This window comes from Microvirga calopogonii (genome assembly GCF_003347665.1).
GTDB classification, from domain to species: domain Bacteria; phylum Pseudomonadota; class Alphaproteobacteria; order Rhizobiales; family Beijerinckiaceae; genus Microvirga; species Microvirga calopogonii.
This window is the reverse complement of sequence record NZ_QDGA01000128.1, coordinates 1-12420: the sequence shown is the minus strand read 5'-3', so window position 1 is coordinate 12420 and position 12420 is coordinate 1. Positions and strand designations below refer to the sequence as shown.

13 protein-coding genes and 2 pseudogenes are annotated in these 12420 nt (G+C 61.7%); 8 read left to right on the top strand and 7 right to left on the bottom strand.

All coding sequences use genetic code 11. From position 1 onward, the window contains the following. The 3 genes from DDF70_RS32645 to DDF70_RS32635 form a co-directional block, all read left to right on the top strand. A partial coding sequence (locus DDF70_RS32645; protein ID WP_170316085.1) for a proton-translocating transhydrogenase family protein occupies positions 1-96 on the top strand: 96 nt, incomplete at its 5' end. Between the two features lie 4 nt (positions 97-100). Beyond that, positions 101-1498 carry an NAD(P)(+) transhydrogenase (Re/Si-specific) subunit beta gene (locus DDF70_RS32640; RefSeq protein ID WP_114948767.1) on the top strand — a complete coding sequence of 466 codons (1398 nt, stop codon included), beginning with the start codon at positions 101-103 and terminating at the stop codon, positions 1496-1498. A gap of 271 nt (positions 1499-1769) precedes the next feature. Further along, complete coding sequence (locus DDF70_RS32635) at positions 1770-3536, top strand: PHA/PHB synthase family protein (RefSeq protein WP_245435745.1); 1767 nt, start codon at positions 1770-1772, stop codon at positions 3534-3536. A gap of 357 nt (positions 3537-3893) precedes the next feature. Here DDF70_RS32635 and DDF70_RS37210 read toward each other — a convergent pair whose 3' ends face one another. From DDF70_RS37210 to DDF70_RS32610, 6 genes and pseudogenes are all read right to left on the bottom strand, one after another. Next, the gene (locus tag DDF70_RS37210) at positions 3894-4385 is read right to left on the bottom strand and encodes a hypothetical protein (protein WP_162820845.1); all 492 of its coding nucleotides are present in this window, start codon (positions 4383-4385) and stop codon (positions 3894-3896) included. A gap of 105 nt (positions 4386-4490) precedes the next feature. After that, positions 4491-4799: a L,D-transpeptidase gene (locus DDF70_RS39395; protein ID WP_425374139.1), complete on the bottom strand. Its 309-nt coding sequence runs from the start codon at positions 4797-4799 to the stop codon at positions 4491-4493. Further along, a complete protein-coding gene (locus DDF70_RS39390) occupies positions 4796-5197 on the bottom strand; it encodes a L,D-transpeptidase (protein ID WP_425374138.1) in 402 nt (133 codons plus the stop codon). Before DDF70_RS39390 ends, DDF70_RS39395 begins: the two co-directional genes overlap by 4 nt. A 239-nt stretch (positions 5198-5436) precedes the next feature. Beyond that, positions 5437-5772, bottom strand: a pseudogene (locus DDF70_RS32620) (integrase core domain-containing protein); the annotation flags it as partial. An 84-nt stretch (positions 5773-5856) separates the two neighbouring features. Beyond that, positions 5857-6186 carry a helix-turn-helix domain-containing protein gene (locus DDF70_RS32615; protein ID WP_114948764.1) on the bottom strand — a complete coding sequence of 110 codons (330 nt, stop codon included), beginning with the start codon at positions 6184-6186 and terminating at the stop codon, positions 5857-5859. 56 nt (positions 6187-6242) lie between these two features. Next, entirely contained in the window at positions 6243-7688 is a 1446-nt protein-coding gene (locus DDF70_RS32610; protein ID WP_114948763.1) for an NAD-dependent succinate-semialdehyde dehydrogenase, read from the bottom strand. A gap of 490 nt (positions 7689-8178) precedes the next feature. On the opposite strand from DDF70_RS32610, the gene DDF70_RS32605 reads away from it, so the two are divergent. The 4 genes from DDF70_RS32605 (at position 8179) to DDF70_RS32590 (ending at position 10983) form a co-directional block, all read left to right on the top strand. Further along, complete coding sequence (locus tag DDF70_RS32605; RefSeq protein WP_245435744.1) at positions 8179-8391, top strand: ribbon-helix-helix domain-containing protein; 213 nt, start codon at positions 8179-8181, stop codon at positions 8389-8391. 164 nt (positions 8392-8555) lie between these two features. Further along, on the top strand, positions 8556-9722 hold the full coding sequence (repC, locus tag DDF70_RS32600) for a plasmid replication protein RepC (RefSeq protein WP_342633971.1): 1167 nt from the start codon (positions 8556-8558) through the stop codon (positions 9720-9722). A gap of 218 nt (positions 9723-9940) precedes the next feature. Then, on the top strand, positions 9941-10192 hold the full coding sequence (locus DDF70_RS32595; protein WP_114948761.1) for a WGR domain-containing protein: 252 nt from the start codon (positions 9941-9943) through the stop codon (positions 10190-10192). 143 nt (positions 10193-10335) lie between these two features. Beyond that, entirely contained in the window at positions 10336-10983 is a 648-nt protein-coding gene (locus tag DDF70_RS32590; RefSeq protein WP_162820844.1) for a DUF433 domain-containing protein, read from the top strand. A gap of 80 nt (positions 10984-11063) precedes the next feature. Here DDF70_RS32590 and DDF70_RS32585 read toward each other — a convergent pair. Next, a pseudogene (locus DDF70_RS32585) lies at positions 11064-11219 on the bottom strand (IS256 family transposase); the annotation flags it as partial. 91 nt (positions 11220-11310) lie between these two features. Between DDF70_RS32585 and DDF70_RS32580 the strand changes: the two are divergent. Continuing rightward, the coding region (locus tag DDF70_RS32580; RefSeq protein WP_114948759.1) for an IS256 family transposase at positions 11311-12420 on the top strand (1110 nt) is incomplete at its 3' end.

Genomic DNA, 12420 nt, shown 5'->3' with positions numbered 1-12420 from the left:
CTCGGCTTCGTCGGCCTCGTCCTCGCCAGCATCAACATCTTCGGCGGCTTCCTGGTGACCCAGCGCATGCTTGCCATGTACCGCAAGAAGGGATGAGGCGATGTCGGCCAATCTAGCCTCGATCCTCTACCTCGTCTCCGGCGTCCTGTTCATCCTGGCGCTGCGCGGGCTGTCCCATCCGACCACGTCCCGGCAGGGCAACCTCTACGGCATGGTGGGTATGGGAATCGCCATCCTCACTACCCTGTTCGTCTCCCCGCCGAGCGGGTTCGGCGGCTGGGCTCTGGTGATCCTGGGGCTGGCCATCGGCGGCGGCATCGGCGCCGTGGTCGCCCGGCGGGTGCCGATGACGGCCATGCCGCAGCTTGTGGCCGCCTTCCACTCCCTGGTCGGCCTCGCGGCCGTGCTGGTGGCGGCGGGCGCCCTCTACGCACCGCAGGCCTTCGGCATCGGCTCGGTCGGTACCATCCATGGCGGCTCGCTGTTCGAAATGGCGCTCGGCGTCGCCATCGGGGCCATCACCTTCACCGGCTCCGTGATCGCGTTTCTGAAGCTTGACGGGCGCATGTCCGGCAAGCCGATCCTGCTGCCGAGCCGGCATCTCATCAACATTGGCCTCGGTCTGTTGCTTCTCGTGCTGCTCGTGTTCTTCATCCGCACCGAGAGCCACGCGGCCTTCTGGCTGATCGTGCTTGTCTCCTTCGTGCTCGGCGTGACGCTGATCATCCCCATCGGCGGCGCCGACATGCCGGTGGTCGTGTCGATGCTCAACTCCTATTCCGGCTGGGCGGCGGCGGGCATCGGCTTCACCCTCGGCAACCTCGCGCTCATCATCACCGGCGCGCTGGTCGGCTCCTCGGGCGCGATCCTGTCCTACATCATGTGCAAGGGCATGAACCGCTCCTTCATCTCGGTGATCCTCGGCGGCTTCGGCGGCGAGACGGCGGCTGCCGCAGGCGGCGCGGTCGAGACGCGCCCCGTGAAGCAGGGCTCGGCGGACGATGCAGCCTTCATCATGAAGAACGCCGCCAAGGTCATCATCGTGCCGGGCTACGGCATGGCGGTCGCCCAGGCGCAACACGCGCTTCGCGAGATGGCCGACGAGCTTAAAAGCGAAGGCGTGGAGGTGAAGTACGCCATCCACCCGGTGGCGGGCCGCATGCCGGGCCACATGAACGTGCTGCTGGCGGAAGCCAACGTTCCGTACGACGAGGTGTTCGAGCTCGAGGACATCAACGGTGAGTTCGCGCAGGCCGACGTCGCCTTCGTCATCGGCGCCAATGACGTGACGAACCCGGCGGCGAAGACCGACCCGTCCTCGCCGATCTTCGGCATGCCGATCCTCGACGTGGAGCGCGCCAAGACCGTGCTGTTCATCAAGCGCGGCATGGGATCGGGCTATGCCGGCGTCGAGAACGAGCTGTTCTTCCGCGACAACACCATGATGCTCTTCGGCGACGCCAAGAAGGTGGTCGACGAGATCTTGAAGAGCATCTGAGATCCTGTGACCTCATCTACTTCGTGTGGGCACGCCGGAGGAACCGAGACTAGTATCCAGGAGTCAAGGCACTTGATACCTTAGGAGGAAGCCTATGGCAGGCGAAGTTGAGGATCGAGCCCAAGCAACGATAGGCTCGAATGTGCCCGGACCCGATGTGATGCTGGGCATATGGGCCTCCTGGATGGACCAACTGTCCGCCTCGACGCGTGTCTTGTCGAATCCCTCTAGGTCGTGGTGGGAGATTGCAGCCGATAATCCTGCTTCCAGCATGCTGACCGGAGGCATCAGTCGGTTTCACGACAGTCTCGCAAAGGATCCGACACTCCGCTCCATCGACCAGATGTGGAATGCCAATCCCTTGCGCGAGGTCGTGCCAGTCGACTGGGCCGAGATCGCGCGAGCGTTACGGATTGTCTGGACGCGGTCGCTCAACAAGCCGACAACAGCCCTCGCCTTAGCAGACCTCAATCAGGATCTGTGGCGCTCCGCTCTTGATGCCTGGCAAGAGGCAGGGCAGCACTGGCTCGCCCTCGCTGGCCTATCGTCAACGGACGGGGCCGCTCCCGCTACCAAAGACAAGCGGTTTGCTGCCCCCGAGTGGCATACCAACCCAGCCTATCGCACCCTTCAGCAGATCTACCTGCTCGCGTCAGACTGGCTCCTGCAACAGGGCGACGTGGAGGGCATGGACGAGGCCGAGCAGCAGCGCATCAACTTCCATCTCCGCCAGTTCGTGGACGCGATGAGCCCCGCTCTGATCCTGTTATCGAACCCCGTTGCCCTTCGAAAAGCGATCGAGACCGGTGGGACAAGTATTGCGGCCGGCGCCGCCAACCTGATCGCCGACCTCCAGGCCGGGCGGCTCAGCATGGTCGACACGGAGGCTTTCGCGCCGGGACGGAACCTTGCCCTCACGCCCGGAAAGGTGGTCCACCGCAATCACCTGATGGAGCTGATCCAGTATGCGCCCACAACCCCGCGAGTGCACAAGACGCCACTGCTGATCCTGCCGCCCTGGATCAACAAGTACTACATCCTCGACATGCAGCCGAAGAACAGCCTGGTGCGCTACCTGGTCGAGCAGGGCTTCACGGTCTTCCTGGTCTCCTGGAAGAACCCGGATGCGTCCATGGATGAGATTGGCGTCGAGGACTACATGGACCTCGGGCCGCTCGAGGCCAGCGATGTGGTCTGCGAGATTACGGGCAGTCCGACCCTCAACGCCATGGGTTACTGCATCGGTGGGACGCTGCTGACGATGACGTTGGCGGTCCTCGCGGCCAAGGGTGACAAGCGGTTCAACTCGGCCAGCTTCATGGTCTCTTTGCAGGATTTCTCACGCGTAGGCGACACCGCCGTCTTCATGGACGAGCCCGGAATTGACCTGATCGAACAGCAGATGATGGAGCGCGGCTATCTCGACAGCCGCGAGATGGCCAACATGTTCAACCTGCTGCGCTCAAACGATCTGATCTGGGCCAATGTGGTCAACAACTACCTGATGGGCAGCAAGCCGCCCGCGTTTGACCTTCTGTACTGGAACAGCGACGGCACCCGGATGGCGCGTGCTGCCCACAGCTGGTACCTGTGCAACACCTATGTTGAGAACAATCTGATCGAGCCGGGCAAGGTCACGCTCAAGGGTGAAGCGATCGATCTCGGCCGCATTCGCCAGGACACCTATGCCGTGGGGGCGGACAAGGACCACATCGTGCCCTGGGACGCAGCCTGGCGCATCACGCAGCTGTTCGGCGGGAACGTGCGGTTCGTCCGTGCTTCCAGTGGCCACATTGCCGGGATCATCAATCCACCCGGTGGCAAAGGCACCTATTGGACGTTGGAGACAAGCAATGCCTCCGCGGGTAGCCCCGAGGAGTGGCTGCAGCACGCCACGCGGCACGAGGGGAGCTGGTGGCCTGATTGGACCGCCTGGCTGTCAGCCCGTTCGGGGCGGAAAGGGCCACCGCCCCGGATGGGCAGCGCGAAATATCCGCCTGTGCAGGATGCCCCAGGCACTTATGTACTTGAGCAATAAGTAACAGTGTCTGTGTGAGAGCCGGACTCCGACTCTGTCATCACGCATCGACGTAGAACCAATGCGATCAAGCGTGCTTAATCCTGAGCGCGAGCGTTGAGCTGACCGGCTCAACGCCTTGAGCAATCCAATTGCGGGCGGCGCTTCCCTGACCGATCGAAATATGACGAATGGCCGCTTTTGGCACATCTGAGACGTTGACGCTTCGTCAGCATTGCCCAGTTAAGCAGACATTGGCCCGTAATGAGTCTCTGCTGCACGCCTAGCATGCAAAGCAATTAATCCAGGCGCTGCATTAGTGCAGGCCAACGGAGCGCCTATCCCGTATTCTACCTTCGAAGTTGTGCGGTTACCTGTCTATGTTCTTGCCAACCGTTCGAGGGTTTCTTGATGCAACTTCGCTCTGTACTTGCCCCAGGCGCTTTCTTTGTCGAAATGATCCATTAGGCGACCGTAGTCATCCAAGCGAAGCACTAGTTTCGAAGGATCAAGGGGCACGCGAATTCGGGCTTTGTGCTGGAACAACTCCCCGAGAAGGAGGTTTTGCATCTCCGTTTGGAAGTCCATGACGTAGGAGCCTGTTGTGTCGATGGCATCCAGGAGGCTGTGAAGAAGCTGAAGAAAAGCTTCCTCCCTTTCGACGTCCGGCGGCATCCAAGGAAGTATGCTATTGCCGTCAGCTGCCTCCGGTTGAGGAACTGGAAGTATGCTTAAAGAGGCATTGAAGAACGGCTGATGGGCATTGCTTACATCGTGATTGGCAGCGTTCAGGGCCTCCTGGAACAAATAAAGCCGAGCATCGATAATTTGCCATCTCTCTACAAGACGAATGAGTTCTATCGTCCGCATGGTAAGCGCGTGATTCAGCTTGTTGAGGGTTGAGGTCCGCGCTCTTGGCGGCTAGGTCAATTCGCCTTTGTTTGTGGCCGAATTGTGTTGTTCACGGGTGAGTGATCAGACTCCTACGGCACCGTTGGACGGTAGCGTCCTGTCCTCTGCATCGCCATCCAGCACCGTGACGCTGGTGCCCACGGGCACGCGGCGATGCAGGTCGACGATATCCTGGTTGAAGAGGCGGATGCAGCCGATGGAGACCGACTGGCCGATGGTGTCGGGCTCGTGCGTGCCATGGATGCGGTAGAGCGTGTCGCGCCCGTCCCGGTACAGGTACAGGTACAGGGCCCGAGCGCCAAGCGGACTCGCGAGGCCGCCCTCGACGCCGCCGGCATAGGGACCATAGCGCTCCGGCTCGAGCTTGATCATGTTGGGCGTGGGCGTCCAGCGCGTGGCCACGCGGCCTTGCGCCCGACCACGGCACTGCCTTGGTAGTCGAAGCCGGCCTTGCCGACGCCGCAGCCGTAACGCAGCGCCGTCCCGTTCTCCTGCACGAGATAGAGGAACCGTCGCGAGGGATCGACGACGATGCTGCCGGGCTGTTCCGGCCCCTGGAAGGCGACGACCTGCCGGACGTATTGCGGCGGGACCCGGCTGACATCGACGACCGGCACCAGGTGCGGCTCATCGGTCAGTGCGGTGTACATCGCCGCCACGCCGGGGTCGACGGCCGGCTTCGAGGGAGGGGAGCGGCCGGCCGAGACGCAGGCCGTCAGCGAGAGAGGCAATCCAGCGAGCAGCGTCCGCCGGGTGAGGGATAACGACAATCGAGTTCTCCTTTCGGTCAATGGGACCGGGCCCTCAGTCGCGGCACCTTTATGGTCAAGGTGTGACGTGATGGGACCGGAGAGCCGATGGCCGCTCGGTGTTGCCCGCCCGCACCAACACCTGGGCAGCTTCCAAGGGGAGCTCTACGGACGGGGGCCATGCCTCGGGCATCCAGCCCTTGGATGACAGGGCCGCCGGGTCAGGTGGCCAGCCCCCACGAGGTGGTCCGGTGTCAATATTAGTGCATGATCGGTCGTGGCGCTACGGTTGGGGTGGTCGGCGGAGTTGGCCGGGGTTGCGCAGCCGGCCATAGCACTGTCTCGGGTGCGGGCGGTCTGTAGCCCAACGAGGAATGTGGGCGCACGGTATTGTAGTGGCGCCTCCAATTTTCAATCACAATCTGAGCCTCCTTGAGGGTGTAAAAGATTTCGCCTTTCAGCAGTTCGTCCCGGAGCTTCGAGTTGAAGCTCTCGCAGTAACCGTTCTCCCACGGGCTGCCCGGCTCGATGTAAGCGGTCTTGGCACCCACAGCCGTGATCCACTCGCGGACAGCTTTGGCCACGAATTCGCTGCCGTAGTACATGGGGAGCAGCGCGGCGGAGCTGGTCTGGGTTGCGCAGCCGCGCTGCGTGGAGTGGTCATGGCCAGCCAGCAGGTCTCACAGTGATGTCGCTGGTTTGTCATGCAGGGTCATGTCGACAACCCGCTGGATCAAGGCGGTCGAAAGAGGCTCGCGCCCCGGCGGGCGGGTGGCGTCCTTGAGAAGCCCCTCTACACCAGCCTGCGCATAGCGACGGCGCCAGCGCCTTACCGTTAGAGTGCTCGTGCCGACGCGCGCAGCCACCTCAGTGGCGCGCAGGCCCTCGCCCGTCAGCAGAACAATCCGAGCCCGCCAGACAACCTTCTGGGATGTATTGCGGTCGCGGACCAGGGTCTCCAGGCGATCCCGATCAGCAGCCGGAACCTCAATGCGTTCGATCTTACCCATCCCGGCAGCATCGCACGTGAGACCAGATTTCGGAATCACCCGTCAGTGACAGAACACTAGCTGTCGACCAGCACGGTCTTGATGTTGGTGAACTCGCGGATGCCGAAATAGGAGCATTCGCGCCCATAGCCAGACTGCTTCACCCCACCGAATGGGATCCGTGGGTCGGAGCGCACATTGGCGTTCACAAAGCTCATTCCAGCCTCCAGTTCCTCAGACGCGATCCGCTCACCCCGTTCCAGGTTCTCGGTCAGAACACCCGAGCCTAAGCCGAAGGGCGACGCATTGGCGATGCGGATCGCCTCCGCCTCATCGGCCGCTTCAATGATTGCCGCCACCGGCCCGAACACCTCCTCGTCATAGGCCGGCATGCCGGGGCGTACATCGGTCAGCACCGTCGCCGGATACCACGCGCCCGGGCGATCTGGGACCTCACCCCCCAGCAGCAGGTGCGCGCCCTTATCGATGCTCTTTCGCACCTGATCGTGGATCTCGTCGCGAGCCTTCACGCTCTGGAGCGGCCCGAGCTTCGTCGCCTCGTCGCGAGGATCACCCATCGCGTAGGGCGTCATAGCTTCGACGAAGGCACGTTCGAAGGCCTCGCGCACACTTCTTTGCACAATGAAGCGCTTGCCGGCGATGCAGCTTTGCCCACCATTGACCATACGGGCCGCGGCACAGACGCGTGCAGCCTTCGCTATATCGGCATCGTCGAGCACAAGATAGGCGTCGGAGCCGCCGAGTTCGAGCACGCTCTTCTTGAGCACCGCGCCGGCGGCCCCCGCCACCTGCCGGCCGGCCGCGACGCTGCCGGTCAGCGTTACGGCGGCAATCGCGGGCGCCTCGATGAGGGCACGCACGTCCCGGCTCGGGATGAGCAGGGTCCGGAAGAGGTGGTCAGGAAAGCCTGCCTCGCGGAACACGCTCTCGATGGCAAGACCACAGCCTGGCACGTTGCTCGCATGCTTCAGCACCGCCGCGTTGCCGCCCATAAGTGCGGGCGCGGCGAAGCGGAACACCTGCCAAAACGGAAAATTCCACGGCATGACCGCAAGCACCACACCGATTGGATTATAGGTCACAAAGGTTTTGGGCCCGCCGAGGTCCACCGGCTCACGGGCGAGGTAGCGCTCGGCATTCTCGGCGAAGTGGTCGCAGTTGAATGCGCATTTCTCGATCTCGGCCAAGGCTTCCTTCTGGGTCTTGCCCATCTCGACCGTCATGGTCTCGGCGAATTCAGCCTTCCGGCGCCGCAGCACCGCCGCGGCCTCCCTCATAAGCCCGGCCCGGTGGGAGAAGGACGTGCGCCGCCAGTCCTCGAAGGCTTGGCGGGCTTCCTGCGCGATCCCTAGGGCCTCATCCCGCGTGTGTCCCTCATAAGCTCGCCCGCTTTGCCCCGTGGCCGGATCAGTGGTCTCGAAGCGGGGCCGCTCGTTAGGGGCATTGGCCGGCTCACGGCTCTGGGACTGGTCACGCTCCGGCACTCGGGTCTGCTCATTCATGACAGGGACCTCCTCAACGCGATCCAGCCTATCGCGCGGACCCGAGGGACTGCGTCAGCGTACCGTGGATCCGGTTCTCCGCACCAGCGCTGCGTACTTCAAGGACTGGAGCATCGGATGCATCCCGAAAGTGCAAGCCGACCTTTGGGCCGATGCTCCAGAATCTAATTCAAATATCCAGGCCGCAAGATGGTTCCGTTAACAGTTCTTAATCACATGCAGCCGCCCATTCTCGAATCATAATTGCGAGCCATCAAACGAGACCCAGGCTGAATACTGAGCTTTCTCGAATCAAGTGCGTAACTCCGAATCACCCGGAACCGGGCTTTTACATGCGAATTGACTCGGCATTTTCGGCTAAATGATTCTAGCCAAAGAAGTTTCCCACCGCTGAATCGATCTATTGTGAATGGATTCTTGACGCGCGACTCCACAGCCAACTCAGAATCGGGCATTCCTCGTTACGTCACGAGTGACATAGGTGGATGTCATGCCTGATCAGAAAGGTATCCAGCGCGTACAGCGCTTTCGCCGATCCCGCCGCGAGCGTGGGGATCGGGAGACGAATGTCTGGATACCGAAGCTCATCAGCGATGAGATCGACGACTTAGTCGAGCGCGGACGCTTCAAAACGCGCCAGGAAGCCATCAACCATGCCCTTGAGACCACCTTTGTTCGGAAGGAGCCAAACACGGTGACGTAACCTAGGCAAAGCAAAAGGCCCACGAAGCTGGAAACTTCGAGGGCCTTTGGAGACCACCGCGAGGGGTGGGCATTCGGAAATGTTTAGCGACATCCTTATGCCATCCCGACAAGCTGACTGTCAAGAGCATCGGTTTCGGTGAACGCTCTCGCTTTGCCCTCAACATGGAGGGAGCGATGCAGGTTGCATCGTCAGGAGGCCGGCGGCTGAGACATGCCGCTCTGGTCGCGAGAGAACTCGCGCTCGATTCCGGGCGTACAGTGACGCGTAAAGAACTATCCGCGGCTGCCCGAGACGCTGCCAAAGCCTTGGAACTGCGGAATGGCCCCCGGTCGGTTCTGTCTGAGCTCGTCGCCTGCTGGGGCGAGCAGGGGTGGGAGCGACTTCTGGTCTGGCCCTCCAACGATTATTTGGTCAGCCGAACGGGGATGTCTGAGAGGGGAATCCGCAAGGCTTTCCGTGTCCTCATCGACCAGCAACTGATTGTCCCCAAGGAGTCTCCGAACGGGAAGCGCTATGCCGTCAAAGACTTAGCCGGCGAGATCGTCGATGCCTTTGGCTTCGATCTGACCCCAGTCTATGCCAGGCGAGGGGTGTGGGCCGAGCGTCTGATCGAGCAGAAGCAGGCCAGGGAAGTCCGCAAGCGCACCTTTGACGAGATTACGATCGCCAGACGAGCCGCCCAGGAGGCGCTCGGGAGCCTGTCACGGGAGTTCCCAGATCTGGATCGCTCTGATCTCGAGGAGCGGCTTAGAGGGTTGCTGGCGCGGACCCCGTTGCGCAGCACGAAGGCTATGCCGATCGATATTCTGGACGAGTGGAAATCCCTCAGGAGTGCATGCGAAGAAGCGTATTATCGAACAGGCTATGGCGGAACTCAGTGCCGTCACACTAATAACAACAACGGATCTCCTAGCGAGCCTTGTAACAAAGGCTTTCCGAAGAAAGCTGAGCCGGTTCGTTCAACCGAACAACCGGCAGAGCATCTATCACCGGAATTGATCCTTGAGGCCTGCCCGACCCTCAGTGACTACGGCCTGCCCGTGCGGGATCTGGCCGACATCGTCTCGGCCGGCCGCTACCTGCGCGCTTCCCTTGGGGCGCATGAAAGCGCCTGGGCCGAGGCGGTGGAGGACATCGGCACCGTCAGGGCAGCGATCGCGGTGATCTACACCCTGCAGCTCTACGAGGATGATGTGGCCAAAAACGGCGGCGAGAGCCGGATCAAGAACCCGGGCGGCTACTTCCGCGCACTCACCCGCATGGTCAAAACCGGCAAGATCGACCTCGCCGTCGAGCTCCTCGCCATGAGGAGGCGAAGAATGTCGTAAGAGGACTGGTCTGATGCTCGCGCGGTCGTAACCATCGGGTAGGCGAAGTCGTAAGCGAGCGTGTCATGGTAGAAACTAATAGGGGAGGGCATGATGAACCTTTACACCGCCCGAAAGAGAGTGACCTAAGAGGTTACATCACGGATGTGAATCGTTGCGCCGCAATGGATTCACGACTTTGATTGGACCTCGCCTCAAGCTTTGCGCACCATGGAGACATGTCCGAAGACACGATCCAGTACCTGGTGCTCGACCGGTATGATCCCAGCTGCAACATGGCCCGCTACTATGTACTGTCGATCGAGACCAGCCTGTTCGGTGATGCCGCTCTGATCCGCCAATGGGGCCGCATCGGCCGGTCTGGTCAGACGCGGATTGAACTTTATGAAACCCGGTCAAGGGCCGTGGAAGCTCTTGAGACCTGGCTTCAGCGAAAGCGCCGACGTGGCTACGAGATCAGAGACGGGTAAGATGAATGCCATGACAGATGCGTGGAGGGGAGCGCGCGATCTCAACCACTGAAGTCGAAGCTGTGGAGGCTGATGGATCAGGCCGCAGGCGGCCGGTTACACTCCTCGGGTTGGATCCTACGAACGAATACGGATTTAACGGAATGACTGACAATGTGATCGTGGCGGACCCAGAAATCCTGTGGGGCATGCCGGTCATCAAGGGAACCCGCGTTCTGGTCTATGATCTGGCAGCGTCTGTGAAAGCAGGGATCGCGCGCGATCGCATATTGGCGGCTTACCCCACTATCCGGGAGCACCATCTGGATCTGGCTGTCGCTTACGCAGCGGCCAATCCGCTGAAGAAGCATGTCGCTCGGGCGACCCGTGGAGAGGATCCGCAGCGCGGACAGTCGACGGACGAGACGTACCCGGCGTTGGATCACGGACATGGCACGGCAACCAAGGACAGCCAAGTCGAACCCTTGAGGATGAGGATAAGTACGCAGATGACTGTCGACGTTGACCAAGTGTTCACACCGTACACTGCGCTGATCACAGACCCGCTGGTCGTCGAGGCGATTGCCCATCTTGAGAGCAAGATCAAGCGTCTCAGATCACTTGAGGGATCCGAGCCGGAGATCGCCACAGTCATTGGGAAGGCAACAGAGGCCTTTGGCAAGGCGGGGGTGCTGTGGCTTGTCGAATACAACCAAGTGCTACAGGCCGTGCCCCTGGACCTGATCCTCCAAGGTGAAACCGAGAGCGTCCTGACATTGATCGGCCAGATTGAATATGGAGTGTATGTGTGAGTCCAAAAACGGATCAGCGTAACCCGATCGTGCCCCGTGGCGTGGTGTAAGAGCGCCAGTCCTCGGCTGAGCCGGGATGATCAGGCGCTCACGGCGGAGAGCCTGCGAACGGGATCATCGCTCAACTGGCTCAGACTTTCCAGCGACATGTAGCGCCGGCTCACCGCCCATTCGTCATTCTGCTCCAGCATCAGCGCTCCCACCAGCCGGATCACCGCCCGGTCATTGGGAGTTATTTCGGAATGTGGGTGATGACGGTTTGAGAAAGGCGACGTATCGAGGCGGGTGTCCAGCCTGCCAGAACCTCTTCAAGAAGAGCGATACGTCATGACCGACACTACCACCATTGTCCGCCTTCGTCAGCCCGACACGATTGACGATCCCCTGACCGATATTCTGCGAACTGGCGCCCGCAAGTTGCTGGCCCAGGCCATCGAGATCGAAGCCGAGGCCTATCTCGCCAGCATGCGCGAGCTGAAGCTGCCGGACGGGCGTGAACGCCTGGTCCGACACGGGCATGGGCCCGAGCGCACGCTCCAGACCGGCATCGGCCCGGTGGAAGTCAGCCGGGTCAAGATCCGCGACCGCGGCGCCACGGGCGAGGCCGACCGCATCCGCTTTACCTCGGCGATCCTGCCGAAATGGGCGCGGCGGACGAAGAGCTTGGACGCGTTGCTGCCGGTCCTGTACCTGCGCGGGCTCTCGACCGGCGACTTCCAGGAGGCTTTGGCAGCCTTGCTCGGCAAGGATGCGCCCAACCTCTCACCTTCGGTGATCGGCCGGCTAACCGGCGAATGGCAGGCCGAGGACGAGCGCTGGCAGGCCCGTGATCTCTCGGCGCGGCACTACGTGTATGTCTGGGCTGACGGCGTCTACCTCCAAGCCCGGATGGCGGATCAGGCCGAGTGCATCCTGGTGCTGATCGGCTTCCAGGCCGGCGTGCGCGAGAGCGCCCAGAGCTGGCGCGAGCTTCTGGTCGAGATCAAGCGGCGGGGTTTGTCCGTCCTGCCCCGGATCGCTGTCGGGGATGGAGCTCTCGGCTTCTGGAAGGCGCTCGACGAACTCTTTCCCGGCACGCACCATCAACGCTGTTGGCTGCACAAGACCGCCAACGTGCTCAACAAGGTGCCGAAATCGGTGCAGCCCGGCATGAAGGTGGCCCTGCGGGAGATCTATCTCGCGCCGACACGAGCCCAGGCCGAGGTCGCCATCGATCTGTTCGCTGAAGCCTATCAGGCGCGCTATCCGAAAGCCGTGGAGTGCGTGCGCAAGGACCAGCGGGCGCTGCTGGCCTTCTTCGATTGGCCGGCTGAGCATTGGATCCATCTGCGGACTACAAACCCAATCGAGAGCGTGTTCGCGACGGTCCGGCACCGGACCGTGCGCACCAAGGGCTCGTTGTCGCCGACCACCGCCCGGCTGATGGTGTTCAAGCTC

Coding starts and splice junctions, on each gene's coding strand:
- DDF70_RS32595 (WP_114948761.1), top strand. CDS start 9,941: ATGTCCGAAGACACGATCCAGTACCTGGTGCTCGACCGGTATGATCCC.
- DDF70_RS32615 (WP_114948764.1), bottom strand. CDS start 6,186: ATGGGTAAGATCGAACGCATTGAGGTTCCGGCTGCTGATCGGGATCGC.
- repC (WP_342633971.1), top strand. CDS start 8,556: ATGGAGGGAGCGATGCAGGTTGCATCGTCAGGAGGCCGGCGGCTGAGA.
- DDF70_RS32640 (WP_114948767.1), top strand. CDS start 101: ATGTCGGCCAATCTAGCCTCGATCCTCTACCTCGTCTCCGGCGTCCTG.
- DDF70_RS39395 (WP_425374139.1), bottom strand. CDS start 4,799: ATGATCAAGCTCGAGCCGGAGCGCTATGGTCCCTATGCCGGCGGCGTC.
- DDF70_RS32610 (WP_114948763.1), bottom strand. CDS start 7,688: ATGAATGAGCAGACCCGAGTGCCGGAGCGTGACCAGTCCCAGAGCCGT.
- DDF70_RS32590 (WP_162820844.1), top strand. CDS start 10,336: ATGACTGACAATGTGATCGTGGCGGACCCAGAAATCCTGTGGGGCATG.
- DDF70_RS37210 (WP_162820845.1), bottom strand. CDS start 4,385: ATGCGGACGATAGAACTCATTCGTCTTGTAGAGAGATGGCAAATTATC.
- DDF70_RS32605 (WP_245435744.1), top strand. CDS start 8,179: ATGCCTGATCAGAAAGGTATCCAGCGCGTACAGCGCTTTCGCCGATCC.
- DDF70_RS32635 (WP_245435745.1), top strand. CDS start 1,770: ATGCTGACCGGAGGCATCAGTCGGTTTCACGACAGTCTCGCAAAGGAT.